The 24,436-nt window shown below is 61.5% G+C and carries 32 protein-coding genes; 13 read left to right on the forward strand and 19 right to left on the reverse strand.

Going from position 1 to position 24,436, the window contains the following annotated elements:
• Positions 1-3 precede the first annotated feature (3 nt).
• The gene (locus tag DyAD56_RS15890; RefSeq protein ID WP_102303749.1) at positions 4-243 is read right to left on the reverse strand and encodes a hypothetical protein; all 240 of its coding nucleotides are present in this window, start codon (positions 241-243) and stop codon (positions 4-6) included.
• On the opposite strand from DyAD56_RS15890, the gene DyAD56_RS15895 reads away from it, so the two are divergent.
• The 5 genes from DyAD56_RS15895 to DyAD56_RS15915 all read left to right on the forward strand — a co-directional run bounded on the left by DyAD56_RS15895 (position 242) and on the right by DyAD56_RS15915 (position 4,858).
• Positions 242-958 carry a hypothetical protein gene (locus DyAD56_RS15895; protein WP_102303750.1) on the forward strand — a complete coding sequence of 239 codons (717 nt, stop codon included), beginning with the start codon at positions 242-244 and terminating at the stop codon, positions 956-958. The genes DyAD56_RS15890 and DyAD56_RS15895 overlap by 2 nt on opposite strands.
• Positions 958-1,164, forward strand: coding sequence for an excisionase (locus tag DyAD56_RS15900; RefSeq protein ID WP_102303751.1), 207 nt, complete (start codon positions 958-960; stop codon positions 1,162-1,164). The genes DyAD56_RS15895 and DyAD56_RS15900 overlap by 1 nt, the downstream gene beginning before the upstream one ends.
• A complete protein-coding gene (locus DyAD56_RS15905) occupies positions 1,116-2,282 on the forward strand; it encodes a DUF3596 domain-containing protein (protein ID WP_102303752.1) in 1,167 nt (388 codons plus the stop codon). Before DyAD56_RS15900 ends, DyAD56_RS15905 begins: the two co-directional genes overlap by 49 nt.
• Positions 2,283-2,527: 245 nt before the next feature.
• Positions 2,528-3,790, forward strand: coding sequence for an integrase arm-type DNA-binding domain-containing protein (locus DyAD56_RS15910; RefSeq protein ID WP_102303753.1), 1,263 nt, complete (start codon positions 2,528-2,530; stop codon positions 3,788-3,790).
• A gap of 174 nt (positions 3,791-3,964) precedes the next feature.
• Positions 3,965-4,858 carry a hypothetical protein gene (locus DyAD56_RS15915; protein WP_102303754.1) on the forward strand — a complete coding sequence of 298 codons (894 nt, stop codon included), beginning with the start codon at positions 3,965-3,967 and terminating at the stop codon, positions 4,856-4,858.
• A gap of 152 nt (positions 4,859-5,010) precedes the next feature.
• Here DyAD56_RS15915 and DyAD56_RS15920 read toward each other — a convergent pair whose 3' ends face one another.
• The 3 genes from DyAD56_RS15920 to DyAD56_RS15930 form a co-directional block, all read right to left on the reverse strand.
• Entirely contained in the window at positions 5,011-5,877 is an 867-nt protein-coding gene (locus tag DyAD56_RS15920) for a hypothetical protein (protein WP_233202514.1), read from the reverse strand.
• Between the two features lie 445 nt (positions 5,878-6,322).
• A complete protein-coding gene (locus tag DyAD56_RS23950; protein WP_158241365.1) occupies positions 6,323-6,766 on the reverse strand; it encodes a hypothetical protein in 444 nt (147 codons plus the stop codon).
• A 22-nt stretch (positions 6,767-6,788) separates the two neighbouring features.
• A complete protein-coding gene (locus DyAD56_RS15930) occupies positions 6,789-7,037 on the reverse strand; it encodes a DUF4113 domain-containing protein (protein WP_199179004.1) in 249 nt (82 codons plus the stop codon).
• A gap of 142 nt (positions 7,038-7,179) precedes the next feature.
• Here DyAD56_RS15930 and DyAD56_RS15935 point away from each other — a divergent pair, with 142 nt between their 5' ends.
• From DyAD56_RS15935 to DyAD56_RS15955, 4 genes are all read left to right on the forward strand, one after another.
• Positions 7,180-7,527: a helix-turn-helix domain-containing protein gene (locus DyAD56_RS15935; RefSeq protein ID WP_158241366.1), complete on the forward strand. Its 348-nt coding sequence runs from the start codon at positions 7,180-7,182 to the stop codon at positions 7,525-7,527.
• Between the two features lie 328 nt (positions 7,528-7,855).
• Positions 7,856-8,116 (forward strand): addiction module antidote protein, encoded by a 261-nt coding sequence (locus DyAD56_RS15940; RefSeq protein ID WP_199179005.1) that lies wholly within the window; start codon positions 7,856-7,858, stop codon positions 8,114-8,116.
• Between the two features lie 97 nt (positions 8,117-8,213).
• A complete protein-coding gene (locus tag DyAD56_RS15945; protein ID WP_199179006.1) occupies positions 8,214-8,486 on the forward strand; it encodes a hypothetical protein in 273 nt (90 codons plus the stop codon).
• Between the two features lie 302 nt (positions 8,487-8,788).
• Positions 8,789-9,877 carry a hypothetical protein gene (locus tag DyAD56_RS15955; RefSeq protein ID WP_146010541.1) on the forward strand — a complete coding sequence of 363 codons (1,089 nt, stop codon included), beginning with the start codon at positions 8,789-8,791 and terminating at the stop codon, positions 9,875-9,877.
• A gap of 71 nt (positions 9,878-9,948) precedes the next feature.
• Here DyAD56_RS15955 and DyAD56_RS15960 read toward each other — a convergent pair whose 3' ends face one another.
• Complete coding sequence (locus DyAD56_RS15960; RefSeq protein WP_102303760.1) at positions 9,949-10,203, reverse strand: hypothetical protein; 255 nt, start codon at positions 10,201-10,203, stop codon at positions 9,949-9,951.
• Positions 10,204-10,259: 56 nt separating this feature from the next.
• Between DyAD56_RS15960 and DyAD56_RS15965 the strand changes: the two genes are divergently transcribed.
• From DyAD56_RS15965 to DyAD56_RS15975, 3 genes are all read left to right on the forward strand, one after another.
• Positions 10,260-10,457, forward strand: a complete 198-nt coding sequence (locus DyAD56_RS15965) for a hypothetical protein (RefSeq protein WP_146010542.1) — start codon at positions 10,260-10,262, stop codon at positions 10,455-10,457.
• A gap of 105 nt (positions 10,458-10,562) precedes the next feature.
• Positions 10,563-10,778: a hypothetical protein gene (locus tag DyAD56_RS15970; protein WP_102303762.1), complete on the forward strand. Its 216-nt coding sequence runs from the start codon at positions 10,563-10,565 to the stop codon at positions 10,776-10,778.
• 58 nt (positions 10,779-10,836) lie between these two features.
• Positions 10,837-11,775 carry an SOS response-associated peptidase family protein gene (locus DyAD56_RS15975; RefSeq protein ID WP_233202516.1) on the forward strand — a complete coding sequence of 313 codons (939 nt, stop codon included), beginning with the start codon at positions 10,837-10,839 and terminating at the stop codon, positions 11,773-11,775.
• 49 nt (positions 11,776-11,824) lie between these two features.
• Here DyAD56_RS15975 and DyAD56_RS15980 read toward each other — a convergent pair whose 3' ends face one another.
• The gene (locus DyAD56_RS15980) at positions 11,825-13,246 is read right to left on the reverse strand and encodes an ATP-binding protein (protein WP_102303764.1); all 1,422 of its coding nucleotides are present in this window, start codon (positions 13,244-13,246) and stop codon (positions 11,825-11,827) included.
• A gap of 213 nt (positions 13,247-13,459) precedes the next feature.
• On the opposite strand from DyAD56_RS15980, the gene DyAD56_RS15985 reads away from it, so the two are divergent.
• Positions 13,460-13,771 carry a hypothetical protein gene (locus DyAD56_RS15985; protein WP_102303765.1) on the forward strand — a complete coding sequence of 104 codons (312 nt, stop codon included), beginning with the start codon at positions 13,460-13,462 and terminating at the stop codon, positions 13,769-13,771.
• 76 nt (positions 13,772-13,847) lie between these two features.
• Here DyAD56_RS15985 and DyAD56_RS15990 read toward each other — a convergent pair whose 3' ends face one another.
• The 13 genes from DyAD56_RS15990 to DyAD56_RS16050 form a co-directional block, all read right to left on the reverse strand.
• On the reverse strand, positions 13,848-14,504 hold the full coding sequence (locus DyAD56_RS15990; RefSeq protein WP_102303766.1) for a recombinase family protein: 657 nt from the start codon (positions 14,502-14,504) through the stop codon (positions 13,848-13,850).
• A gap of 369 nt (positions 14,505-14,873) precedes the next feature.
• A complete protein-coding gene (locus tag DyAD56_RS23955) occupies positions 14,874-15,350 on the reverse strand; it encodes a response regulator (RefSeq protein ID WP_343125308.1) in 477 nt (158 codons plus the stop codon).
• A 212-nt stretch (positions 15,351-15,562) separates the two neighbouring features.
• Positions 15,563-15,859 (reverse strand): hypothetical protein, encoded by a 297-nt coding sequence (locus tag DyAD56_RS16000; RefSeq protein ID WP_102303768.1) that lies wholly within the window; start codon positions 15,857-15,859, stop codon positions 15,563-15,565.
• Between the two features lie 71 nt (positions 15,860-15,930).
• Positions 15,931-17,430, reverse strand: a complete 1,500-nt coding sequence (locus tag DyAD56_RS16005; protein ID WP_102303769.1) for a hypothetical protein — start codon at positions 17,428-17,430, stop codon at positions 15,931-15,933.
• A 1-nt stretch (position 17,431) separates the two neighbouring features.
• The gene (locus tag DyAD56_RS16010; protein WP_102303770.1) at positions 17,432-20,242 is read right to left on the reverse strand and encodes a hypothetical protein; all 2,811 of its coding nucleotides are present in this window, start codon (positions 20,240-20,242) and stop codon (positions 17,432-17,434) included.
• The gene (locus tag DyAD56_RS16015) at positions 20,239-20,529 is read right to left on the reverse strand and encodes a hypothetical protein (RefSeq protein WP_102303771.1); all 291 of its coding nucleotides are present in this window, start codon (positions 20,527-20,529) and stop codon (positions 20,239-20,241) included. The genes DyAD56_RS16010 and DyAD56_RS16015 overlap by 4 nt, the downstream gene beginning before the upstream one ends.
• Positions 20,530-20,713: 184 nt before the next feature.
• A complete protein-coding gene (locus DyAD56_RS16020; RefSeq protein ID WP_102303772.1) occupies positions 20,714-21,007 on the reverse strand; it encodes a DUF5681 domain-containing protein in 294 nt (97 codons plus the stop codon).
• A gap of 5 nt (positions 21,008-21,012) precedes the next feature.
• Positions 21,013-21,861 (reverse strand): hypothetical protein, encoded by an 849-nt coding sequence (locus DyAD56_RS16025; RefSeq protein WP_146010544.1) that lies wholly within the window; start codon positions 21,859-21,861, stop codon positions 21,013-21,015.
• A 430-nt stretch (positions 21,862-22,291) separates the two neighbouring features.
• Positions 22,292-22,639, reverse strand: coding sequence for a hypothetical protein (locus tag DyAD56_RS16030; protein WP_102303774.1), 348 nt, complete (start codon positions 22,637-22,639; stop codon positions 22,292-22,294).
• Positions 22,629-22,886 carry a hypothetical protein gene (locus DyAD56_RS16035; RefSeq protein ID WP_102303775.1) on the reverse strand — a complete coding sequence of 86 codons (258 nt, stop codon included), beginning with the start codon at positions 22,884-22,886 and terminating at the stop codon, positions 22,629-22,631. Before DyAD56_RS16035 ends, DyAD56_RS16030 begins: the two co-directional genes overlap by 11 nt.
• Positions 22,883-23,191 carry a hypothetical protein gene (locus DyAD56_RS16040; protein ID WP_102303776.1) on the reverse strand — a complete coding sequence of 103 codons (309 nt, stop codon included), beginning with the start codon at positions 23,189-23,191 and terminating at the stop codon, positions 22,883-22,885. The genes DyAD56_RS16035 and DyAD56_RS16040 overlap by 4 nt, the downstream gene beginning before the upstream one ends.
• Complete coding sequence (locus DyAD56_RS16045; RefSeq protein ID WP_102303777.1) at positions 23,188-23,448, reverse strand: hypothetical protein; 261 nt, start codon at positions 23,446-23,448, stop codon at positions 23,188-23,190. Before DyAD56_RS16045 ends, DyAD56_RS16040 begins: the two co-directional genes overlap by 4 nt.
• Entirely contained in the window at positions 23,445-24,293 is an 849-nt protein-coding gene (locus DyAD56_RS16050) for a hypothetical protein (RefSeq protein WP_146010545.1), read from the reverse strand. Before DyAD56_RS16050 ends, DyAD56_RS16045 begins: the two co-directional genes overlap by 4 nt.
• Between the last annotated feature and the right edge of the window lie 143 nt (positions 24,294-24,436).

Consider the following 24,436-nt stretch of genomic DNA (forward strand, 5'->3'; position numbering starts at 1 on the left):
ACGTCAGACCTCGCGATCCACTCCAACGCCACCGCCGATCGCCGTCGCCACCGTTTGGCGAACGGACTCCTCGTTCGACAGCTCAGAGGCATCTCCGAGAACGAGGATCGAGCCACCTGGTGTGCCGGCGATGTCTCCACGGCTGTTGCGCACCTTGGCGTTCCACAGGATGCGATGGTCCGTGGGCAGATCCCAAATCGCCTCGTAGGTGTACCCGTCAAACTCACCGGTAATCCGCGCCATGCGTGAATCCCCCATCCTCTTCAGTGCCCCCATGGTCCGCGCCATCCTCGATGGGCGCAAGACGGTGACGCGGCGCATCGTGAAGCCGCAGCCGGACTTCGTGGTTCCGCAAGCCGATTCGAGCAAGCTGCCCGTCGTCGGCAAGTGCACGCCGGACGATGAAAAGCACGGACGCCTGGCCAAGTCGCTTTGGTGCCCGTATGGCCATGTCGGCGACCGCCTGTGGGTGCGCGAGACTCACATGCGTGTCCCTCATCCGGCAGAGTTCGGCTTTACCAAGGAAATGCTGCCTCACACGTGGGATGCCTGCTGCGAGGTTGCCGGCACGTTCCTCTATCGCGCGGACCCATGTTCTGACTTGGTCGCAGATGGGCGCCAATGGACGCCCAGCATCCACATGCCACGGGCGGCCAGCCGCATCACCCTGGAGGTGACCGGCGTGCGCGTCGAGCGGCTGCAGGCCATCACGCATGAGCAGGCCGTGGCCGAGGGCGTGCATCGCATCGACATCGGCTCGGGCTATCGGCCGCGCTACAGCGCTGCACAGACGACCTGGCAGGAAGTCGTCGAAGGTACGGCCGATGCTTACGAGGACGCACGCCTGGCGTTCCGCGACCTGTGGCAATCCATCAACGGCCCCGGCAGCTGGGACGCCAACCCCTGGGTGTGGGCAGTCGAGTTCAAGCGCATCGAGCAAGAGAGGAAGGTGGCCTGATGCTCCGACACGTGACCATCAGCAAGTTTGCCAAGGAATCGGGCTACACCGAGAACGCCATCCGCATGAAGATCAAGAACGGCGTATGGTTGGAAGGTGTCGTCTGGATGAGGTCACCCGATGGAAGGGTGTTAATCGACACAGAGGGATATGAGACATGGGTAGCCGGTCAGCAGGTGTCCGCGCTGCAACGCAGCGCAGCGTAGAGATCGATTTTTATTACCGCGGTGCCAGGTGTCGCGAACGTCTCAAGCTGCCGCCGACTGCCGCCAACCTGAAGTTCGCGGCCAACTTGAAGGCCCAGATCGAGGCTGAGATCGCTCGGGGCGCTTTCGATTACGCGAGGTTCTTCCCCGACAGCAAGCGCGCCAGGACGCTCAGCAAGCTCCCAGGCGCAGCGCTGACCATCGAGAAGGGACTGGAGACTTGGCTCAAGGGGATGAAGAGCCAGATCGAGCACACGACCTACCGCGACTATGACCTTGCCATCCAGCGAGTATGGGTTCCGGCGTTCGGCGCCAAGCGGCTGACAGAGCTGACGCGCGGCGAGCTGAAAGAATGGGTGTCAGAACAGACCTGCGGGCTGAAGCGCATCCGCAACCTGCTGCTCCCCATGCGCGGCATGTTCGCCCAAGCGGTGGAGGATGAGCAGATCACGGCCAATCCGTTCGTCGGCTGGACACCGCGAAAGATCGAGCCGCCCAAAGAGTCGGACGATGTCGACCCGTTTACGCCGGCCGAGGTGGCGGCAATCCTGGAAGCCAGTGAGGGCCAGGTCCGCAACCTGTTTGAGTTCGGATTCTGGACCGGCCTGCGCACCAGCGAGCTGATCGCCCTGCGCTGGGAAGATGTCGACCTGGTCAATGGAATGGTCAGCGTGCGGCGGGCAAAGGTGCGCAAGAAGGTCAAGGCGCCCAAGACCAAGGCGGGACGGAGGACGGTTCAACTCCTGGTTCCGGCATTGAACGCCATTCAGGCGCAGCGCGCGCATTCTCAGCTCCGCGGCGAAGAGGTGTTCCTGAATCCGCGCACTGGCGAGCCATGGCTTCATGACGGGCCAATCCGCAAAACGGCATGGCACCCAGCCCTCAAACGCGCGGGCGTGCGATACCGATACCCCTACCAGATGCGCCACACCTTTGCCTCGACGCTGCTCAGCGCTGGCGAGAATCCCGTCTGGGTGGCGACCATGATGGGGCACAAGGATTGGGCCATGATCATCAAGGTCTATGGACGGTGGATTCCTTCGATCGCTCCTGACGCCGGACAGAAGGTGGCGGCACTTTGGTCAACATCTGGTCAGCCCACCGCCGCTAAGCGTTGAAAATGCTCAAAGAACGCGGGTTCGACTCCCGCCACCTCCACCAATAGAGCATATGGATCGTGCGATATCGATCCGAATGTGAATCAGAAAAAGGCTCGGAAACCTAGCAATAGCGACGGTTCCGGGCCTTTTTCATGTCCACAGGTACGCGGATGTTGGGGGATCGCGGGGAATCTTTAGGGATATTTTAGGGATATGGGATAGGATACCTGCCATATCCCCATCCTCCCCGTATCCCTAACTCTATGCCGCGCATCGCCAAGCCCCTCACGGACTCCCAAGTCAAAGCCGCCAAGCCAGGCACCGGCAAAACGCCTCGGCGCCTCTTTGACGGTGGTGGCCTCTACTTGGAGATATCGCCGGCCGGCGCGAAATACTGGCGCCTCAAATACCTGCTCAACGGCAAAGAGTGCCGCATGGGCCTGGGTACCTATCCGCCGGTGACGCTCGGCGAGGCGCGCACGGCAGCCGCCGATGCCCGCGCGTTGATTGCCAAAGGCACCAGCCCGGTGCAGCAGCGCAAGGCGGACCAGATCGCCGCTGCCACAGCTGCCGCAGACACCTTTGAGGTTGTCGCCCGCGAATGGCACGAAAAGATGTCCGCCACGTGGAAGCCGGCACAGGCCAAAACGGTCATGGGTCGACTGGAGCACGACCTCATCCCCTACATCGGCCGCGTGCCGGTGGCGGAGATCGGCAAGGCGCACGCGCTTGACGTGATCCGCCGGATCGCCGCGCGCGGGAAGTCGGAAACGGAACGCCGAGTGCTGAGTAACCTGCTCCAGATCTTGGCGCACGCATCCAAAACGCTGCGGATTGAGCGCGTACCCTTCGCGTCTGTCGACATCGCCATATCGCCGGTGAAAAAAACCAGCCATGCCGCGCTCACGTCGCCGGACGAAGTCGCCGCCCTCCTCCGCTCCATCCACGCCTACCAGGGGTCCGCCATCACGCGCTACGCGCTACAGCTGGCCATGCTTACGGCAGTGCGTCCTGGTGAATTGCGCCACGCGGAATGGGTGGAAATTGACCTCGACGGCGCGCGCTGGGATATCCCTGGCGCCAAGATGAAAGGCGGCACCGATCACTTGGTGCCGCTGTCTAGCCAGGCCGTGGCCGTCTTGCGCGCCGCGCGTGAGATTACGGGCGGCGGCCGTTACGTGTTCCCGAGTGCGCGCACGCCGGACGGCTCGCGCGCCATGTCCGATAACGCCGTGCTGGCAGCGCTCCGCCGCATGGACTACAGCAGCGACCAGATGAGCGGGCACGGTGTCCGTGCCATTTTCCGCACGCTCGGCGATGAAGTGCTGGGAATGCGCGTGGAATGGCTGGAGATGCAACTCGCGCACGCGGTGAAGGATGTGCACGGCACAGCCTACAACCGCACCAAGTTTCTGCAGGAGCGCAGGGCCATGATGCAGACATGGGCGGACTATCTCGACTCGCTGCGCACTGGCACACCGATGCCGGCGGCGGAGAACGCCCACCAGCTCCGGCACAGCGCGTAGGCGACACAAGCGCCCGCAAGCAAGAACGATCACGCCTGCATCACGTGGGCTTTTTCGTGTCCGATGTACGGACCTGGTTGCGGACGCCCGAAATGAGGCTCAACCTTTCGACTGACGGGCGCCGCCCCCACGTACGAGCCACGCCCCACTCATCACCCAGCCAACGGAGCAGCTGTGCAGAGCATTGACGACCTGATCAACGCACTCAGCGACACAAGCGTCTCTCTGACTAGCTCATTGCTACGCGCCCAAGTGCTCGCTCATCAGCTGGGTGATCAAGAGCTTTTAGGCTGGGTCAAGGGCGAGCTGTCCGGGTACCGCGACGACAGCCCGCTACCGGCCTACCGCGCCCGGCGCGGGATTACGCAAGGCACTATCAGCGATGGATTTAGAACTCTGTCGGACTGCACCCTGTCGACAGCCAAAATGGACGAACAGCAGAGAGCGTATTTTCTTTCCCCAATTAGGTCGGGTATCGGCGAGCTCGAACATCAGGCAAGGCGAGAGATAGAGGGGAAGGAATTCGCCGTGCCCGTTGACCCGGTCTGGTTTCCACTGCTGGACTACGGGTTGAACGAGGACTTTTCCGTCCAGCAGGCCTGGCTTCGTTCGCCGGCTGGATTCTTTGGCCAGATCGTGACGGAAGTGCGTAGCCGCTTGCTCGACTTCGCTCTGCAGCTCCGAGACAAGGTGCCAGCTGATGCGGCCCCGTCCACGCTGAAAGACGCGATCGCCATGCCCGACCTGCGCAACATGTTCCACAGCGCCATGGGTAACACCATCACGTTGGTGATCAATGCCGGCAATGCCGGCGACGTCTCAACCGCCATCTTGCTGAAAAACAACCTGGCGGCCCTCAAGTCCGAGTTGTCAAAGCACGGAATCGACAGCGACCAGCTGGAGGATTTGGGGTACGCGATCGAGGAGGACAGCGACGAACCGCAGCACGGCGACAAGAAGCTGGGCCGGTCAGTCCTCGCGTGGCTGGGGGATGTCACCAAATCGAGTCTCAAGTCCGGCACGGAGGTCGCCATCAAAGCAGCGCTTGAGCACTTCTACGGCCGATAGGAGCTGGCGACATCACAGTGGCGCGCGGCCAGAGTATCGGCCTCGTGATTCAAGCCGCCAGTCGCTCATTCTCGTAGAACGGGTGGCGCTCATCGCGCAAACTGCCACTACCTAGCGGTGACGTCGGCGGATGAGCGCACAGCTTGAGATGTTCAACCCGTGCCATCGGTGGGTAGTGGATCGGGGAAAGGTGGAATTCGCCCATGTGTCGACATCGCTTGCGCGATCCTGCGTCGCTCATCGCCGAATGTCGTCTGTATCCTGTTGCCCGTTGCTGCATCGATCGCAAGAAATGGGGCGCCCGACCCATCGATGCCAATTTCAGGATATCGGCTGAGCTGATGGCTTACAGGTATCGCTACCGCGTAGATATCGAACACTCGCACCGCAACGAACACGGTTTCTGACTCGACCAATGCAAAAGCCAGGTGATGTGCCTTGTGCGGAGTCCAGAACTTGAACACGTCACACGACGAAGCCCAGCCCACGTATCCCATCAACGAGTCCGTCGAGGACGAATCCTCGGACAAGATCGCCGCTCTCAAATCCGCCGCTAGCGGGTCGTCCAAATAGCTCTCACCGAGCCACAAGAAGGCCAATTCATAAGCGATCTTCATCATCGCATGGCGCAGATACTCAAATTTGATAGGGATTTCCACTTTTATAAGCGGATTCTCTACGGATGTGACTTTGAATTCGCCAGCCTTAGTTGCTAGTTCCTCCGGTGAGAGCGGCGGCAGGCCCTGCCGCTTCCGCGCACGCTGCAGGATCTTTGGAATTTGATCCTTGTCGCGCTCATCGAGCGTTATCTGTCGCGCCTTCCTACCGTCCGGCAGAACGACGTCAGTGGCGTGATAGAGCTGGCGATGATCAAGCTTGCCGGTTACCTTGTTCAGCGATGTCTTGATGCGCTTTGCCTCCGGTCCGATCAGCATTTGATCGCCGAGGAATATCTCTAACATCGAGGGCGGCTCGCCGCTATTTCCAGCAAGCATCAGTTCGGCGCGACGCACGCGCACGGGCAGGAAATCATTCAGCGCGGAATCGACACGGCTCCCGAGAATTGAATTACAGCTGGCGCAAACCCGGTCCGTGGTGACCGTGCCGCCAATGGCAAGCGGGAAGATGTGTTCCCGACTAGGTGGACGATCCTGAGAGCAAAAGATACACCGCACAGCGCCTCCCCTCGATGGACTAAACCATAATCACGATTGTTTACGCCGCTATCTCGTACTCATAGAGCGGCCGCTCTCTATCGTCCAAAATCGCCTGCATCGCGGCAAGGTTTGACGGGTCCGGCGAGTCTTAAACAACCTACTAACGCTGACCAAGGATGGACGACCTACTGCCATCAGCCATCACTGTGACTATTGCGATGGTCGCCGACGATGCAGGTGCCGCTTGTGCCGTCGCCGGATTGGTCGTTGTGCTCATGATCTTTCCATCCTTTGATGTCACCCCAGCCTATTCCTTCTCATCGTCCTCATCGTCCACGCTGTCATCGTATTCAAAGTGCGTGAGGTATCGACCAGGCCTCCCTTTTTTGCGCCAGTCCATCGTCAATTTTTCGATTGCCGCCTCAGCTCCTTCAAAACCCACGCCATCGGCGTCAGTGAGGTACAGCACATCGAAGACATCATGGTTGTCGAGATCGTCGATGGTGTCGTACGTGCAGATGCGCCCCTGGCTGTTGACCACATAGGTCAACAGCAGCACATCGCCCTCCTCTTCTTTGCCCCACCGCGCGGGTCGCCGCTTCAACTCTTCGGAAATGGCATTCCTCCGATGCATCTTGGTCGGGCGCGTGCCGATTTCGACAATCAAGACTTCATGTTCCAGAAGGTCGTCGCAGATTTCGCTGTCCGTCCGTGACGGGTCTGTGTCGATCACGATTGTGCCGATGCGCATGCGTTTCTTCTCCATTGTTTGCTCACGTCACTTCCCGCAGTTCATTCCAGTTCGTGGTGTACCGCGGGCTCAACATGTCCCGCTGCATCGCCCACGCACGCTGCTCTTTGATGCCGCCCTCTCCAATCCCCATGGTGCCACGGCCCCACTTCTGATTCGCGTGGTCGAGCACACCCATCAGTTTTTCCCGGCGCAAATCCTGCTCGGGCGGTGCAAATCCGAACAGCGATCCCTGCACCAAGCTATGTGGGCGGGTTTCATCGAGCATCATGCCCACTTTGACGTACCGGTACCCCACCCACCAAGACGGCTCCATACCTAGGTGCTCTGCTCATGCGCCAGGTGCATGTTGGCCGCGTCGAGCGCCGCACAGCGCTGTACGCTCATCCACGCGAACACACCGAGGGCGAGACATGAAGCCGCACACCACCAATCCGACCAGCCCAACCATCGGCATCGAGGAAGCCGCCGAGATCCTGCGCTGCGGTGTGGCAGTGGTGCGCGAGATCATCGACACCGGCGAACTCCCCGCGCTCCAGCTGACGCAGCGGCACTGGGTGCTGCTGCGTGATGACGTAGTCGACTACATCCGCTCGAAGGCGCGCGAGCAGGCGAAGGTGCGCCAGGTGGAACACGCCAAGCGCAACGCGCCCCGGCCGCCGGTCCCGGCACCACAGCACAAGCCGGGCGAGGTGCGTCGTCGTAAGCCTCTCCCCGACCTGGACGCTTGCGACATCGCCAATGGAATCTGCACAAAGTAGAGGCGCGGCCGAAAGCGGCGCCCGTTGCCGGACCTGGACAAGTATGAGCGCCCCCCCCCCCTGCCCTTGACGCATGTAGCCAAATGGCTACAATCACCCTATCGAGCAGGACTTGCTGCAGGGAATTCACGATGATCACTACCGCACGATCCAGCTGCCGTTCGCCGCTCCCGGCAGGTCCGCACACTGCACTGGGGCGTAACTCGTGCTCAGGACCAAAGCCGCTCGATTGCCTACGTCCGTCCGTTGAAACCACTCAAGGCGGGCGTCGTCCAAAAGAATGACGAGCGCCGTGTGGTCTGTTACCACCCATGTACGCAGAGGCATGATGAAAACCAACGACAAGCAAGATCTCGCCGCACAACTGTCGAAGCCGCTCGCCACCGGTGACGTTGAAAAGTTTCTAGACCTTCTCGGCCAGATCGTGAAGGCGGCCGGTGTAGCCGAGATCGCCGCCACCGCCGGCTTGAGCCGCGAAAGTCTATACAAGGTATTCAGGCCTGGCGCATCTCCCCGACACGAGACCATCGTGGCGATACTCACCGCGCTCGGCTTGAAGTTCACGGCTGAAACCATCCCCACTAAATAACCGCACCACCGCCGCGCGCCAGCGCGGTAAAGCGGCGACCGACCCCGCGCCAACGGGGGCGGCCGCCTAACCACAACCGACTGAATTGGAGTCAATCATGGCTAACACCGGATTCTATTTGCTTGCGCAAGCCGCTGCACTGGCCGCTGCGGCTTACATTGGCGCGCGGAACACCAGCGCCATAAACCAGTATTTCCGTGCCCAGGACGAAAGCCACTTGTATCCCTTCTGCGGCCGTTTCAATGCAACAGAGCGCGCTATCCGCAAGGTGCGCCGCGAGTTCGCCGAGTGTGGGATGAGCTGCGAGGGTCTGGAGTACGCGAACGCCATTGAAGCGACGCTCACCCACCTCACCGCCGAGTATTCGTAACGCCAACCAGTCCATCGGCACTGATGAGGATGCGAGTTCTGATGAACAGGCAGTTCCTTAGTCCAAGGCAGTTGAGCGAGCGGTACGGAGAGGACTCGCCCTCTGAGCGGACACTGATGCGATGGAGGTCGGAGGGAATCGGGCCGAAGTTCGTAAAGCTGGGGCTAAAAGTCGTCTACCCACTAGACCAGTTGCTGGAGTGGGAAAACAACGGCGGCGATAGCTGCCACTAATCCACCTCGCCAGCCTGCCGCTCACCCGGTAGGCTGGCACCCTTTTGACGTCGTGGACAGGGGCACGAGATGACGGACAACATTGAGACACAGCCAGCGATTCGAGGGCCACTTAGGGTGCTGGGCATCATCGTGGTGGCGACATTCTTGCTCGCGGCTGGCGCCGCCATGTTTGCGTCGGACGATAACAAGCAACAGCAGGCCGCCCAGCCGACCAACAGCGAGCCCGTCACCCATGCAGCGCCGTTCACCGTGCGCCGCGTTGTGTTGACCGGCGCTGTCTCCGGCAGCCCAATGATCGAGGTCAGCGTGACGGAAACCACGGGCACTGAAGCTAACCGTGCCGCCACAGTTAAGGCGATCGCAGAGCGCGTCATGAAGGCGACCCCGCAGGCTGATAGCGTTTTCGTGCGACTGATTCGCTCAGATCTGCCGGCCGGCGGCGATGAGGTGCTGCACGGCCGGATCGCGCACGCCGACTACACCCCTGGCGGCAAGAATGCGGCGCAGCCGTGGACGGTGGCGCACTCGACAGACACCCAAATCGTCTCCATGCACGACTTCGCCATTGGCGACGCGTTCGGTGATCTACAGGAAAAGATGGAACAGGCCGCCGGCCAGAATGCCGACGTCGATGTAGTCGACGAGCAGGTGCGCCAGGCGATCATTCGCAAGTACAAGCTGCCGGCGACCTGGAAACAGCAGGATGTGCCGCTCGCCAACCCCGACACGAGCGACGGCTCCGGTCCGGCCAATATCGACGCATCAGCAGCAGAGGCCAGCCTCAAGGTGATCGATGCGTGCGTAAAGAACGGTGGCTGCGATGGCGCCCAAGCCAAGACCTTCGCCGGCATCTCCGCCGCTGGTGGTGAACCACTGGTGGCCGGCTCGCCGATGCAGGCATCAGCGCAAACGGTCGGTTGCCCCAACATCCACTCGCTGGACATCGCCATGAAGGCGATCAGGTCGAACGATGGGGACTCGGCGATGCAGGCGCTCGCCAGCGAAGTGCAGTCCGGCACGTGCTCGCTCATCCCGGCGGGCGCACGCGTCAAGTTCCAACACTTCGGTGGACGCAATGACGACCTGGCGCAGATCCGTCTTGCGGATGGAACCGTTGTGTGGACGCTCGGCGCCGTGCTGGTTGGGTCTAACTAGCCTGCACACCAGTACCACTGTGACGAACAAGGCCTGCGCAATGCGGGCCTTCCAGTCTCGATAGACATCGGCTAGTCGCTTAGACCAGGTGGTTTCGTATGGACACTGATGTGGCCCATGCCTTGGAGAAAGTTCTTGTAGCTAGCGATCGCCACGTTCCAGGCCTCCTCTGCCACGGCTTCGCCGGCCTCGATCACATTCCCGTGCTCGTCGATGATCGCGATCCGTGCCGGGAGCCCGTCGCGCGTCGTTACGATCAATCCCTCATGGGCGACCGCGCTGATGATGGAATTTTGTAAAGTACCGACTTCAATGGGGCCGATCATGGCTCTCCTCTTCGACAGATCGATCAACCAAGCCTAGTTTCAAAGGTGTGATCATCATGACTGACAAACTCATTCCCTTCGACATTGTCGACTACCTGGACAGCGAGGAGGCGATTGCTGAGTACCTCTCTCAGGTCCAGGCCGAAGGCGACCCCGACGAGCTTCAACGTGCCTTGATCTATGTCGCCAAAGCTAGAGAGATTTTAAGAGCGAAGTCCGAGCGGTCGTCGCTCGACATCAAACCAGCTGAGTAAGAGCGCCGCGACTACGGCACCAACCGAATCGGGATTACCAGCCCAGCCCATAGTGGGCTTTCTGCTGTCTCGCTCGGTGAGATTGCAGCGACATACCCTCTGCTCATGACCGACAGAGCCCGCCTTCACCAGAAGTTGAACGCCATAGAGGCAGAACTGCCCGCCCTTATCCGGGAGCACACTGATCCAGCCGAACTCTGGCCTGCGTTCGCCGGCATCGCGGACGAGGTTCTCGACGCCGCCGGCCCCGACTTGTACGAGTGGGTCGCCGATAAAATCGACGGTATGCTGAGCTTCCACGGACTAACAGCCCGCCACTGAGCAGTGGGCCATGTGCTACTCGGCCGAAGTAATGGAGGATTTCCGCCTCTATGAGCGGATGGGCGGCACGCTCGACGTGCATGCGTTCGCGCAGATGATGGAAGCGCGCCGATCAACGGGTGACCTGTTCAAGACGGTGCCACGCGCCATGCGCGAGCCGTTCGAGCGCCCGCGCAATGAGGGCGAGAAAGGCGTTCGGGAAAAGATGCTGGAGGCGTACCGCGCCGCGACGCTGGTGATCGAGGAGGAGATCGCCACGCAGACCGAGCGCCTGGTCAAGGCGGAGGCGGTGCTCGCCTCACCAAAGCCGACCAAGAAAGCCGAGAACGACAAGCGTGTGGCGACGAACAAGATCGCCGCCGCTCGTGAGCGACTGGAGGAGGTTCAGTCCGAGGCGAAGTCCGATGGCTATGGCCGCATGTGGCCCGGCCAGTTCGCGCCGGTGCTGATCCGCGACCCCGCCACCGGCGCGCGCATGATCGTGCCGGCGCGATACCGCTGCCGCCTGCCTGGCTGGACCAAGGCCGATGAGCTGGAGAAGCCGGGCACCTACAACGCGCGCAAGGACAAGCTATCCACGGTCTGGAAAAAGCTATTCGGCTACAACCACGGCGTGATCGTCGCGCGCAGGTTTTACGAGAGCGTTTCGCTCCATCGGCTGCAGCAGCGCGAGCTGGTGCCGGGTGAGCGCGACATCCCGGTGGAGATCCGCTTCACGCCGGAGCCGCAGCAGGAGATGTTCCTGGCGTGCTTGTGGCGCTATGTCGAGGCGACCGACACTGAGGAAGGTTTCTACAGCTTCGCCGCCATAACGCGCGACCCGCCGCCCGAGGTTGCAGCCGCAGGGCACGACCGCTGCGTGATCGCGCTCAGGCCGGAGAACATCGACGCATGGCTGGAGCCCGATCCTGGCCACCTATCGGAAATGCTTGCGATCCTGGACGATCCGATCGACGCGTTTTACCAACATGAGCTACCCGAGAGGGCACAGAGGTGACGCGGCACCCGCGCATCACGCGCTGAACGGAGCGCCGCATCCATCCAGCTCAATCGGCGGCCAGTGGTTCGGCTGGGGGCGCATCGTCTTTAGCGGCTTGGACCTGGCGCCAGGCAGGTTTCTTACCGGCCTCCTTAACCTGCACGATTTGACCGGTGTCTCGGAGTCGATAGAACACGGACTTCATAGTGTTTTCAGAGGATATGCCGGTGATGTCGCGTCCAATGCTGTTCGTGATGAGGTCGTTCTTCGAGAGGTAGTCCATGACCAGCTGTTCGGGCGAGCCCAAAGATTCATGACGTAGAGTCACCGTTACAGATGTATCTGTCTCGACGATTATCGGCTTTTTCAAGAGCAGCTTATTCATTGCGTCGAAAGCAGTATTTAAACCTTCGCCGACATCCTTATTGGGTGGATTTTCGAATTTATTAATCAATCGCACTAGCTTCGGGTTGCGGGCGAACTGCGTTTGAATAATGTTGCCCAGGGTGACGTGCCCCGGAAGTCGCCCGGGGCTTTCGATTTCGACCCGATTGTCGAAGATTCGCACCTGCACGTCGGCAGCGACGTTATAGTCCCTATGCAAGACAGCGTTCGTGAGGATCTCATGCAAGGCCTCATGAGGATATTGGATCCGCTCCATCCCGTTAGGGCCCAGCTTCTCAATGCCTTCGATGATCTCTTTGACCTTTTCAACGCAATCGTAGATCAGACTGTAAATCGGACCCTCAATAGTGATCGGATCGAATGCTAGGAAATCTCGCTCGGCGTCAGTCTTGGTTTGATATCGAAGCACCTTGACCGCGCTTCGTTTGGCGAGCGTAGCTTGCGGCAGATCGGAGAACAGCAGAATGCCAGCCACCGTTGCACGATTATCGATAATGACCTGTTGCTTTTTTAGCCATTCATCTGGCTCGCCGGTGGGAACGATACTGAGCATGAAATCGATCACGGTGGTCGAATTGGTAATGTCGGCCGTATCGATGTTCAGCAATTCGTCCTCGTACGACTTGACTCCTTTGTCGTAGCGCAGGCGCTCCAAACCGCCTTCTGAGACCGGCAGGCTCTGTGCACTTCGCCGAATGAAAGCCTTCTTTTCAGTTGAAAAGACGATTTCCCTGCTCTTGAATATAGTCAGATGCAAGACTAGGCCGGTGAGACCATCGGCTGTCAAGAATTCAGCGCGCACTATGCCCGCGAGAGCACCATTTTCCGCTATGACTTGGAATATCGGGTTGGCAGCCTCTTGGTCGACAAAGCCATCCCAAATGCGGCGCTTGCCGTCCAGGGTGTCCTCTTCCTGGATGCCCACATAGATCTCGCCGCCACTGGTATTGGCGAACGCGGAAATCGTTCGGCTGAGCTTGGCCGGCGCGATTGCTGCGGCTTTGAGATCCACAAAATGAGACTCCTGGATGCTCAGGAGCATCTCAATCTCAGCCCCGCTTACCTGCTTTACTTCGACTTCCATGTGGCCTCGCTATTGGTTCATTCGTGGGTCCAAGGGACACCGGTGAGCTTTTGAGCTTTCTTGCGCGCAGGGCTGATCTTAGCTGAGTACCAAGGCGCGACTCCTCGGCGCGCGCCCTGATCGTTTCGAGTGAGTTGGCGTCCATACCGTGCCCTGGTCGAGTGGTAGCCCATCGTATCCGCCGATGAGACCGCCTGGGCGTAGCGTGGCGGCATGCCTGCCGAACCTGTCACCGTTGAGTGGTCGCCCGTCACCATCACCGGCATGACGTTCGACCCGCCGCGCTTTGCCGCCTACCTGGTCGAGCCGTTCCACAGCGCCACGTTCGCCACGCTGAGCTACAAGCCCCAGGCGGGCGTGTGGGCGCTTCGCATGCTTCCCGGAGGTAGTGACGGCCCATGCGCTTTCGTGGACTTCCTGACGCGGGAGAAAGCCGAGCGGCACGCAATGCGATGGGCGGCGCACCACGGCCGCAAGCTGCCAGAGTTCGCCAATGGGCTGAGACACAAGCCGGCGGTGCGGTGACGCCGTAGTTAACGTGCACCACCAGAACGAACAAGGCCCGCATTGCGGGCCTCGTGGTCTGAGTTGATGGTGTTTCTCAGGTCTCGACCTTGAACACCTCGGCGCCGCGTGGTGCCTTGTCCAGGTAGCTTACGTCCGCCGGTGAGGGTGATGCGTCGCGCGCCGAGTCACGAATCCGCATGATCGTCTGCCGGCTGGTGCCGAACCTCTTGGACAGTGACGACACCGATTCACCTGCAGCCAGTAGAGACGCAACGTCGCGCTGCCTGTCAGCCGTCAGCGCGGCCGGTCGACCGAACCTCTTGCCCTGCTCACGCGCGCGCCTGATGCCGGCGTGTGTGCGTTCTTTGAGGAGATCCAGCTCGAACTCGGCGACGGCCGCGATCACAGACATGGTGAGCTTGCCCGCCGGGCTGGTGAGGTCAGCGCCGCCAAGTGCCATGCAGTGCACCCTGATGCCGAAGCCTGCGAGCATGTCGACGGTGGCGCGCACGTCGACGGCGTTTCGTCCGAGACGATCGAGCTTAGTCACCACCAAAACATCGCCCTCCTCCATGCGCTTCACCAGATCGCGGAAGGCTGGCCGCTCCATCGCAGGCACTGACCCGCTGATGCTTTCCATGACGATCCGGCGCGGGTCGACCTGGAAAGGCAGGCCATCGATCTCCAGACGCTGGTTTTCGGTGGTCTGCTCGGTGGTCGATACGCGGCAGTAGGCAAATGTGCGGCTCATCGGTGACGCCATGTCCAAAAGTGTGCCGGAATATTAGGACATGTCCGATATGCGCACAACGATCACTTTCGTACATCGATCGTGACCATCGTCCGCATGGGGTCGGTTTTGGACAGCGGAGGCGAGCAGAAGTCATTGACGCCAGAATCGCATCGTGATTTCCGCACACACCCGCGCCATTACGCGCGCCATAAATTGCCTAAGCAGGTTCCCGTCCGGTGAATAACGGTTCCGGGAACCCGCAACGCCTCGCTGATGCTGGCAATGGGTGTCGATGGGCTGTTACCGCCATACTCTTGTAAGGTCCGCTGTCGCCCCGAAGCGGGCATCCAACGCATCAATGCCGCATCCGGTAGTTAGCCAGACTAACTAACCGCTGGAGGCGCGGAGCTTCGCTATCTGGGTCTCAAGGTCCGCGATCATGAATGGCTTGCTAAGTTTTGCCGTGTCCGGGGGCAAGTGAGCCAGCGATCCGCTGTCATGACCGGTGACAACGACCATCATCATTTCCGGACGAAGCTGTCTAACTGCGGCGGGCAGTGCAGCTCCGCCCATTGCTCCAGGCATGCGGACGTCGGTGAGTATCAGGTCAAAGCGTTGATCAGACGACAAGACATTTAGCGCCGCCTCCGCACCGTTAACGGCGAAAGTTGCGAAACCGAGATACTCCAACATGTCGCAGAAGGCTGTCATTACCTCTTCGTCATCATAGACAACCAACGCTGTAAGTCGCTGTCCAGGCGACCCACCAACTACATCCCCCGGCGTGTTCATTTGCGGACCTCGAAGATCGTTACTACACCCTAGACACCGTTCGTCAGCGCGTAGATAAATTCCCACAGGCATGAAGCCGAAACAGGCACCAGCTATCAACTTAGGCACTCAATTTCACGACCAGAACCGTGAGCTGGTGATGAAAAATCATACGGCATTAGTGCCTAAGATGAAGCTTGGTTTAGCTCTGATTTCTAAATCAATTCATCCTGGCATCGGCACGCACGACTTGGCGTCAAGCGATGTGCTGATGGGTCTTGGCCCTGACGCCGCCAACTTGGCGCTCAGGCGGACAGCTCGTCGAGCTTCGCGCCGATCTTTTCCGGCAGGTGCCCTTGCCTTTCCAGAATGCGCTCGATGCCCTTCACGTCGGCCGCATCGATCCTCCCACGACGCAGCGCGATGCTGGCCTGCAGCTCTCGGTGAGTGCGCTCCTGCTCAATCGTGCGGGTGCCGGCCTTGCTGGCGCCGCCGTCTTTGAGTGCGCTGGCGCGCGATACCTCACTGGCGAGCTGGTCAAAGGCTCCTGGCGCCTTGCGCGTGATGATGGCCCCGCGCGTCTTGTGTTGTGTTGCTTTCATCTGATAGTCCTTTACGGTTTTCGTTTTTGAGTAGATGGGCCGGACCTCCCGACCCATCCCCTGCCCGCGCGTCAGCTCAGCGCGGGCGTCGTCATCTGCTCAGCCAGGTACGGGCTGTCCACTCCGCCGCCGCGCGTGACGCGCTCGATGAAGCCGGTGCCGCGCTCAAGAGTGAGCGTCGAAAAGACACCCTGGAAAGGCATGAAATCGTTCTCGACTTTGACGACGTAGTAAGTCGCCACGAACGTGCCGCGATGCAGGCGGACATACATGCCAGCTCGGATGTTCTCGTTACCGCGCACGCGCATGGAGCCCTGCTCGTACAGGACGTTGTCCTGGTTCATCTGGAGCATGATCTTTCGGCGATTGTTGACCCAGCCAACAATGTCGGTGTCACGCGCGTTCATTGCCGTTGCCAGATAGCCGCTGCTGTTTGAGATCACCTGGTCGCCGCTCATCTGGGTGTCCGACTGCATCGGGCGAATGCCATAGAGCGACACCAGGTTGTTCGGGTACGTCGTCTGCAGGACGGTTTCCTTGTCGGCGCCTTCCATTGCCCAGAGCCTACGATTCGACTCGCCGTTGATGTCGCTTTGCGGCGCGTTGCTCCAGAAATAATTTGCGACGTTGGCCTCCGAACGCGACACGTTGAGGCTGATCACGTCAACGTCGCTGATGTCGACATACTGCGGCGACGGCGCATCCGGCTGGATCAGGTCGCCATTGATGTCCATCGCTGGGATCGGCCGGAAAACGCAGTGCACGCCGTCTTCCTCATCCTCGATAAACAGCTCGTTCCAGGTGCCGACGTCGCAAGAGGCCTTGAGGATGCCGTAGATGGTGGACTCGAAATTCTGCGTGTTCGTGAAGTTGGTTGTGCCGTGAGCGATGTAGAGGTACTGCCCTGCCTCGATCGTGGCGGGCACTGGCGAGTCGGGCGGCGCAAAGGCCGTGATGAACGGATTGACGATCAAGTCAAAGATCTGCTGCACGAACTGCGCCGCCGGCAGCATGCTCAATGCACCGCCGTAGCGCTCGAACAGCTTGAAATTGGTCAGGAGTGACTCGCCCACTGTGAACTGCGGGTTGTACATGACCTGCATCATCTGCCAGATCTTGCCGTAGTCCTGGCCGGTCACCGTCACGGAGCGCTGCGCCTGCCCGTTCGTGCCCATCGCCTCGGATCGGCTCACGTCCGAGACAAAGCCGCGCATGATGATCGGAGGCTGCTGGCCGGCGGCCGTGGCCGGGTTGTGCCGGAAGCGGATCTCGATGTAATCCATCGGCTCGATGAGGCCATAGAGCGACTCGAACGTCTGCTGTCCCGCGTACTCGCCGATGTAGGGGATGTCCGCGAACGTAAGCGCGAAACCGCCGGCCGGGTCGCGCACGGATTTCGACGTGCGCACGGAGCCTGACTCACCGAAAAATGGGGTGAGGTCGTAGGATCGCTGCGCACCCTGGTACCGCTGCGACGTCGGGTTGCTGCCGTCCAGCGTCGTGCGGGAGATGGTCTTGTAGAGCGTGACCTTGAGGTTCGGGTCGTAGATGTTGATGTTGGGGGATGTCATTTCAGGTTCCGTAGGGCTTGGCGGCGGGCGAATTGCCGCTGATGCTGTATGTGAATGGTGCTGCAGCCGGCTGGCCGTTCGGATGCGTCAGGGTGATGTTGAGGTCGTGCTGGACGTACTGCGTGCCTGATGCGCCGTATGCGCCGAGGCCGCCAGGTGCACCGCCGGTGTCCGGCATCGGCGTGCCCTGCAGTGCCTTCGCGTTGCCCTCGTGGTTGTAGATCGCCTGCTCAATCTTCTGGCGCGTCGCCGCATCAGTCAGGTCGATTCTCTGATTGGCGCCGTATCCCGTCCAGGCGACCAAGTCTCGGATGTAGGCCGCAACATCGTTTCCGTCTTCCTTGGGCGCCCATCTGTTGGCGACACCGGAGAGCGTGTTGATGCCGTGTTGCGCGTAGTTGGCGAGGTTGGCATCCGCCGCCGCCAGTCCTGCCTGCAAGCTAGGGAATACCGCGAAACCGCCATTCGATCTGGTTGCGCCCAGTCCCCTTGTGTAAGCGTTGAAGCGGAGGTTGCCGGGGTTGTTGTTCCTGATGCCGATCGGATCTCCACTGCGCGGAGCGCCACCGGTGATCGGGTCGAATTTGTTGCCGCCGCTGCCGGGCGATGCTGCACCTGCGCTGTCTTGCAGGTAGGCCGGCAGTGCTGACGTGCTGCCAGGGGATGCGGCACCAGCACCCTTGGCCTCACCAGAGTCCAGCGCGATGAGTTCCTGCCCGCGCTGCAGCTCAGCCATGCCCTTCTCGGACTGGTAGTTTGCCGCTGCCTCGCGGATCTTTTTCTCAAGCGCGGGATCAGGTGCGCCCTGCAGGCCCTTGGTCAGGCTCAGGTAGCTGCTGCGCGCGGCCTCAATGCGCGCGTCCGCGCGGTCATTGATGTCCTTTCGCTGACCCTCCACAAGTGACTTGTGGATCTCCTCGGGCGACATGACGCCGCCGGTCTTGGTCTTGCCGAACGCCCAGATCATCGTGTCGCGCATGACGTTCAACGCAGGCACGGCCTTGCCGGCGAAGTCCTGCAGTGTCTTGTCGACACCCTGGATGGACTCACGGGTCTTGCTGCCTTCGGTGTCGCCCTGGCCGTGCGCGGCGGAAAGCTTCATCAGCTCGTTGCGGTAGCTGTCATCGCCGCCGGCCTGCGCCTTGTTGAGGCTGTCCTGCTCGGCTGGGCTCAGCTTGCTCCAGAGCTGGCGGCCCACGTCATTGGCCTGGTCACGATCGCCGATCGCAGCCTGCGCGGCCAACGCGTAAGCCGTTGGATTCAGCTGGCTCGGATCGATGTTGGCCTTCTTCAAACGATCCGAGACATTGCCCATCTGCGCGGGCGTCATGTCATCCAAGAACGCGGCCTGGTTGTATCCGACGCCGAGCAAGTTGTGCATCGCGTCGAGGCGCAGCTGGGCGCGGTTATCGCCGTCCCCATAGGTGGCTTTCAACTGCTGCTGGAGCATCCCCCAGTTCGTGCTCGTCGAGCTTGCCGCGCCACCAGGGATGTTTACGCCGTGCCGACGAGCCCATGCGCCCATCACCGACGCGTCGCCGAACTCCTGCTGCCCGGTACCGAACGCGCCCTGCTCGCGCAGCGCTGCGGCCATGATGGGGTCGAGATTGAGCTTGCGGCCGATGGCCGCATACATGAAGTTCTGTCCGGCCTCACCAGAGCCACCGTTGATGATCGCGCCGTTCACGCGACCCAGCAGGGCTGCCGAGCCCTGCACGTCCATGCCAGGCACGCCTGCACCGACCATGCTGGTCATCATCGCGCCGTAGCCGCCCACATTCGCAGGCGACAATCCCATGCGCGTCTGCTGCGACGCATAGGTGCCGATCGCCTGGATCACCTCGTCGGCCTTAGAGAACGCGCCGGACTTGGTGATGACCTCGCCGATCTCGACGCCGAGGCGCTTGATGTCGCGCGTGTCCTTGGTTATGCCCAGGTTGGTCATCTGAGCAAAGAAATTGCTCGACTGGTTCGGGTCGATGCCGAACGCGCGACCGAAGCCACCACCAGCAGCCACTGATTCCGCGATCGTACTGGCGCCCTTGCTGCCCGATACGCCGGAGATGTGTGCGTAGTCGAGCGCCATCTTCTGCGCTTCGGTGTAGGTCACGTCAATGGCGTTCGATGCCGCATGCATGCTGTCTTTCAGAACGCTGAAACTGACGTTCACGTCGCCGAGCGTGCGCTTGAGGGTGTCGTAGCCGATGTCGTCTTGCTGGGCGTCGCCGATCTTGTTTACGACGGCGCCGATCGCCTTGCCGACACCAAGCGCGACAATGCCGCCGACCAGGCCAGCCATGCCGGCCATCATTCCGCCGGATGCGCCCGCGCTGATCGCTTCATCGGCGACTCCACCTGCGGCGCCAGTGGCGCGCAGGCCCGAGCTGACGATGCCGCGACCAGCGCTAGCCCAGGGAGAGCCACCACCGCCACCACCGCCAGGTGCAGGCGACTGCTCGAACGATGCGCCGGTGCTGCTCAACACCTTGTTGAACGCACCATAGCGCCGTGCTTCACGCGCGACGTGGTTGCTGCCGATGTTGGACCAGTCGAGATCCAGGAACGATTTGCCGCCCTGCCCCGTGCGATTCAAGTCGGCACCGAGACGGGAGTTGTTCTTGAGTTTCTCGAACTCAGCATTCATCCGCTTGATGTCATCAAGGGATGCTTTGTTGATCGGGTTGAACTTGACCTGATTGGCTTTGGCGATGGATGCGCCGAGCGCGTTGATCTTGGCAGTCAGCTGTTTCAGCTGGCCATCAATGTCGCCAGCGTCTAGCTTGGCCTCGACTGGGATTTCTACGCGACTCACTTCTCACCGCCGGTCGTGTCGATGGCCAGCAGCGAGTCGCGCACGCGCGCGGGGAGCTTGTTCTGTCGACCCAGGAGGTCCAGGTACGAGGCATGGGCGCCGGTGATGACGCCGGAGGCGGCGCAGAACTGCAGGGACTTCGCGAGCTGGTCGCCCTCGTCATCCTGCTCGCGCTTGGCGGAGACCTCCTCACCTGCAGCATGGATCTTTTCATTGGCTGCCTTGGCCTTACGCCTGCGCGCCTTGTCGAGGTCAGCAACCAGGCGATCAAAATTTGATGGTGTCACGTCAATTCCTTTTGATGATCAGACTTGATTAGGTCGCAGGGGATGCGGGTGAGTCAGGCCCGCATCCCCCACTTCGGTGACGCCGAGCAGGGCGTCGCCGCGTTGAAGGTTGGCCGCCGGCCCGTTGCGGAGCGCAGGCTGGCGGCCGGCACGCAGCGTCTTCGCGCCACTGCATGCCATCGCATCAGGACTCGGCCCCACGCCTATCCGTCTGCGAATTCGATGTCGGACGCACTGCCGGCTTTTTGGTTGGCTCGACGACGGCCATCATCAGGTTCAACACCGCCGCGATGCACGCTGAGTCGCCGCTGGCGGCCTTCTCGACGGCGAGCTGCACGATTTCATCAGCACGACCAGCGAGCTGCGTCTGGGCGGCTTTACGGAGGTTGTGGTTGATGGTCGACATCAGCAGCGTGCGCTTACGTCCACGGGGGTTGGCGACGTAGCCCGGCTTGAATCGGGTGGCGATGTTGGACATGAGGGTCAGCCACCGTAGGTGCGCTGCTGCGCTGGCATTTGGCCATGCTGCAGCCCATGGCGCAGTGCCGGGCTCGGGCGCCACAGCATGTGCAGGCTCTTGCCAACTGCGCGGCCGGCGACCTCGGTCTCGTACAGCGCCTTCTCCAGCGCACCGGTTAGCAGGGCAACGTGATCGGCCAGGAGCGTGGCGCGGGCTTCGACAAGCGCGCGGTCGAGAGCCTGCCGGGCATCGGAGACGGCGCGAGCGCCGAGGGTGGGGGTCAGGCCTTCGGCGGTGGCGCGCACCTGGGTCAGCATGTTCTGCAGGTCGCTGATGTCGGTGGCCAACGCATAGAGGCGTGCTTCCTGCGCCTCGCTCGTCTTGCCGCTGCGTCGATCGGCAACGATCATTTCGTGCCGGGTCCGTGCTTCGGCTAGCTTGCGCTCGACGTCGGCAACTTCGCGCGTCGCGTTGCCGTGCAACTGCGCGGCTTCGGCGTGGCGGCTCTCGGCGAGTGCCAGGTTGGCGGCGGCCTGCTCGATGGCGATGGCGTGCGTCGGGTGCAGGTGCGCCGTGTCGAGGTTCGGGGCGGAAGCGGCGGCCAGGTGACCAATGGATGCCTCGATGCCTGCGACGGCGTCAGCAGCGGCGGTGCGGCCGGCAGCGTGGGCGTTGACGTGGATCTCGGCCTGCTCCTGGGCAGCCTGAGCGCTGGCGGCGGAGCGTGCGGCCTGCAGACGTTCGGCGACCTCGGCCAGTTTGCGGCGCGTTTCCAGCGTCGGTTTGCCGTGCTTGAGGCTCTCGGCGATCTCGGCCTGGAGTGCGGTGTGTTCCGCTTCCAGGCTCTGTAGTGTTTCGTGATGGTCGGACATGAGGTTCTCTCGTCGGTGGGCAGCCAGTCCGCCCATGACTAAATGTTCGTGTCACGACCAAATCCTTTCCTGCTGCGTCCAGCTAGATCACCATCTCCTTTGGTTATTGGTCTTGATCAAATTCGAGTATTGACTTTCCGCAAACGCATACGCGGCGCTGTCACGACCGGATACCAGATACCAGCCGTCAACGACCAGCTAAGAGACCAAATCCTTAGATCAATTCCGCCGGTCGTCGTGCATGCGCATGCGCGTACCTAGTGCGCGTACCTGACCCCGAGTCAGGGAACAAGCGAGCACCAGCGCGCCTCCCAGCCACCCCACGCAAAATTGGCGCACGAAGGGCGCACCAGCGCGCAAAACAAAGGCCGCATGAGCGGCCCTTGTCGGCGATGTCTCGTCCGTGAGGTGGTGTGGGTCCAGTATCGCGTCACGCCGGCTCGGCACTGAGGCCCATCAGGCTACTGCGGATGCCGCGCCGGATGATCTCCTGCCGGTGGCGGGCGATTGCCCGCACGACCTCGTCATCAAGATGATCAACGCGCCGCCGCGCCATAGCGACCTGGTCGAGCTTGGCAACGCTCTCCGGCTCGCGGCCAAGCTGGCGCAGCTTGCGGTACAGCTCGCCCGCCGAGGCCTCGGTGGTGGCGACCAGTAATGCCCGACCCTCGCCGCGCAACGTGCGCACGTCGGCCACGATGCGTTCGAGTTGCGCGCAGGCCAGCCTGCAGCTCAGGGCTTGCTCAGTGTCATCCTTGACCTTGATCTCAGCATCCATGCTCATATTCCTTCGAGTGCGGGGCCGGTGCCGACAAGCGCGCGAGTTCGTCTATGAGGGCCTGCGCCTGTACCTCCAGGGCGCGCACGGACATGTTCCGCCACTCACCCTCCGGCAGCGCCTGCGCGGCCTCCAGCCGTCCGGCCAGGTGCGCTGCCTGGCGTCTGCCGAAGGCAGCAATACCTACGCGCGACAGCTCCAACCTGGAGGCCTCCGCCTCGATCCGTTCGAGCAGCCCGTGCTTCATGCGGATTGCCCTCGTCCATGGGGCACCTCGGTGCTGGTGCTGGTACCGAACTCATCACCCAAGCGCGCCGCACGGCGCGAGGCGCGCTCGACGTATTCGAGCAGATCCTCAATCGCTGCACGTTCTTTGCCGGTCGCGTGCAGCTTGAGCACGCCACGTTTGAACTCAGCAACGGCAGCGTCAATGCGCTCGATGATGTGCCGGGGCTCGGGATCGGCGCGGAGGCCGGTGACCCTCTCCAGCCCGGTGATCAGCTCGCCAAGCGACGCGACCGGATCGAACACGGGTTTCTTGCTCCGCCTCATGACTGCCTCCTTGGCTGCACATAGTTCGGTCCCTTGCGGCCCCACTCGTTGAGACCGTACTCGGCAAAAATCTGGGTCATCGTCTTTTCGCCACTGGCGATTTGCGACTTTTCAAACTCGAACTGCTCGCTGCTGATGATGCGATCGCCGCGAACACAGGAAAAGTCAGGCTCGCACTCCGGCCACACGTATTTCGGCCGTGGCGGCAGCGGAGGTGCATCCAGGTCGTCAGCGTCGTCGTACGCAATCGTGTTCATCGGTCGGAACCTTCCATGGCGGGTTGGGGTGTGGATTCGTCTGCGGGCTTCGGCATCATGTCGCCGCCCAAGAATTCGCGCTCAGCGTGGCGCCGTGAGATGACACCGAGAACGGCATTGCGGACGCGGTTCGCGATCACGCGCTGCGCTTCGTCGCGTGTCTTGCCGAGGGCTCGATTGATCTCACGAAGCATCTCGGCCTCCCAGTGCGCAACCCTCTCGGCGCCGTACTGTGTGGACTCACGATCTGCGGCCAGCTTCAACGCCGCCGTGCGCGCGCTGATCGACTGGCGCAGGACCATCGGGTTTCGCACGCGCTCGACGCCGGTGGTCGGATCAACGTGCACCGACTGCCGAGTCAGCAGGTCGCATTGCTTGAGGAGGCCGCCGATCTGGGAGAGCCAGTTGATGACGCCGGGCGCCGAGTTGTCGGTCTGCTCATCGGATGCCATGCCAGCGGGCGCATAGACGGAGGGCGGGATCGACGAAGCCGGCAGGCCTGCCTCACGCAGTCGCTGAGCCTCGTTCCATTCTCCGCGTACTTGTTTGACGTGACGGGACCAGCTCGACGCCGGCACGTCCTGGAACTTCAAGCGCGCGATCTTGGCGCCCGTGACCTCACCGTGCGCGTCGATCTGGGTGCGCAGTTCGGAAAGGATGTCAACGGTGGTGTGCTTCGGATGATTACTCACGGTTGGAATTTCTTCTGGCGTTAAAGCAAATATGCCGTCACGACTTCCAAAGTGATCACGCAGAAACAGGGTTTGACAGTTGCACGCTGGCAAGACTTGCCGGCATTCGCGCATTTTCTTGAAACAGCCTTTGGCTTGACGGAAAACGCACATTTCCAGCACACGCCGATGGCGGGCATCTCACCACCACCCCCTCGCCGCCGTCATGTCCGCCTCGTCGACATGCGCCTGCCCTCGTGTCGACTCCTGCCCATCCATTCGACATGTCGAGCATCACCACCCAGGCCACCAGCGGA

It is taken from the genome of Dyella sp. AD56 (genome assembly GCF_002878475.1).
Taxonomy (GTDB): domain Bacteria; phylum Pseudomonadota; class Gammaproteobacteria; order Xanthomonadales; family Rhodanobacteraceae; genus Dyella.

Excerpts from the sequence above, each read along its gene's own strand:
- DyAD56_RS15895 (WP_102303750.1), top strand. The coding sequence starts at position 242 with ATGCGTGAATCCCCCATCCTCTTCAGTGCCCCCATGGTCCGCGCCATC.
- DyAD56_RS15890 (WP_102303749.1), bottom strand. The coding sequence starts at position 243 with ATGGCGCGGATTACCGGTGAGTTTGACGGGTACACCTACGAGGCGATT.
- DyAD56_RS15900 (WP_102303751.1), top strand. The coding sequence starts at position 958 with ATGCTCCGACACGTGACCATCAGCAAGTTTGCCAAGGAATCGGGCTAC.
- DyAD56_RS15905 (WP_102303752.1), top strand. The coding sequence starts at position 1,116 with ATGGGTAGCCGGTCAGCAGGTGTCCGCGCTGCAACGCAGCGCAGCGTA.
- DyAD56_RS15910 (WP_102303753.1), top strand. The coding sequence starts at position 2,528 with ATGCCGCGCATCGCCAAGCCCCTCACGGACTCCCAAGTCAAAGCCGCC.
- DyAD56_RS23950 (WP_158241365.1), bottom strand. The coding sequence starts at position 6,766 with ATGCGCATCGGCACAATCGTGATCGACACAGACCCGTCACGGACGGAC.
- DyAD56_RS15930 (WP_199179004.1), bottom strand. The coding sequence starts at position 7,037 with ATGATGCTCGATGAAACCCGCCCACATAGCTTGGTGCAGGGATCGCTG.
- DyAD56_RS15935 (WP_158241366.1), top strand. The coding sequence starts at position 7,180 with ATGAAGCCGCACACCACCAATCCGACCAGCCCAACCATCGGCATCGAG.
- DyAD56_RS15940 (WP_199179005.1), top strand. The coding sequence starts at position 7,856 with ATGAAAACCAACGACAAGCAAGATCTCGCCGCACAACTGTCGAAGCCG.
- DyAD56_RS15945 (WP_199179006.1), top strand. The coding sequence starts at position 8,214 with ATGGCTAACACCGGATTCTATTTGCTTGCGCAAGCCGCTGCACTGGCC.
- DyAD56_RS15955 (WP_146010541.1), top strand. The coding sequence starts at position 8,789 with ATGACGGACAACATTGAGACACAGCCAGCGATTCGAGGGCCACTTAGG.
- DyAD56_RS15960 (WP_102303760.1), bottom strand. The coding sequence starts at position 10,203 with ATGATCGGCCCCATTGAAGTCGGTACTTTACAAAATTCCATCATCAGC.
- DyAD56_RS15965 (WP_146010542.1), top strand. The coding sequence starts at position 10,260 with ATGACTGACAAACTCATTCCCTTCGACATTGTCGACTACCTGGACAGC.
- DyAD56_RS15970 (WP_102303762.1), top strand. The coding sequence starts at position 10,563 with ATGACCGACAGAGCCCGCCTTCACCAGAAGTTGAACGCCATAGAGGCA.
- DyAD56_RS15975 (WP_233202516.1), top strand. The coding sequence starts at position 10,837 with ATGGGCGGCACGCTCGACGTGCATGCGTTCGCGCAGATGATGGAAGCG.
- DyAD56_RS15980 (WP_102303764.1), bottom strand. The coding sequence starts at position 13,246 with ATGGAAGTCGAAGTAAAGCAGGTAAGCGGGGCTGAGATTGAGATGCTC.
- DyAD56_RS15985 (WP_102303765.1), top strand. The coding sequence starts at position 13,460 with ATGCCTGCCGAACCTGTCACCGTTGAGTGGTCGCCCGTCACCATCACC.
- DyAD56_RS15990 (WP_102303766.1), bottom strand. The coding sequence starts at position 14,504 with ATGAGCCGCACATTTGCCTACTGCCGCGTATCGACCACCGAGCAGACC.
- DyAD56_RS23955 (WP_343125308.1), bottom strand. The coding sequence starts at position 15,350 with ATGCCTGTGGGAATTTATCTACGCGCTGACGAACGGTGTCTAGGGTGT.
- DyAD56_RS16000 (WP_102303768.1), bottom strand. The coding sequence starts at position 15,859 with ATGAAAGCAACACAACACAAGACGCGCGGGGCCATCATCACGCGCAAG.
- DyAD56_RS16005 (WP_102303769.1), bottom strand. The coding sequence starts at position 17,430 with ATGACATCCCCCAACATCAACATCTACGACCCGAACCTCAAGGTCACG.
- DyAD56_RS16020 (WP_102303772.1), bottom strand. The coding sequence starts at position 21,007 with ATGTCCAACATCGCCACCCGATTCAAGCCGGGCTACGTCGCCAACCCC.
- DyAD56_RS16025 (WP_146010544.1), bottom strand. The coding sequence starts at position 21,861 with ATGTCCGACCATCACGAAACACTACAGAGCCTGGAAGCGGAACACACC.
- DyAD56_RS16030 (WP_102303774.1), bottom strand. The coding sequence starts at position 22,639 with ATGGATGCTGAGATCAAGGTCAAGGATGACACTGAGCAAGCCCTGAGC.
- DyAD56_RS16035 (WP_102303775.1), bottom strand. The coding sequence starts at position 22,886 with ATGAAGCACGGGCTGCTCGAACGGATCGAGGCGGAGGCCTCCAGGTTG.
- DyAD56_RS16040 (WP_102303776.1), bottom strand. The coding sequence starts at position 23,191 with ATGAGGCGGAGCAAGAAACCCGTGTTCGATCCGGTCGCGTCGCTTGGC.
- DyAD56_RS16045 (WP_102303777.1), bottom strand. The coding sequence starts at position 23,448 with ATGAACACGATTGCGTACGACGACGCTGACGACCTGGATGCACCTCCG.
- DyAD56_RS16050 (WP_146010545.1), bottom strand. The coding sequence starts at position 24,293 with ATGTGCGTTTTCCGTCAAGCCAAAGGCTGTTTCAAGAAAATGCGCGAA.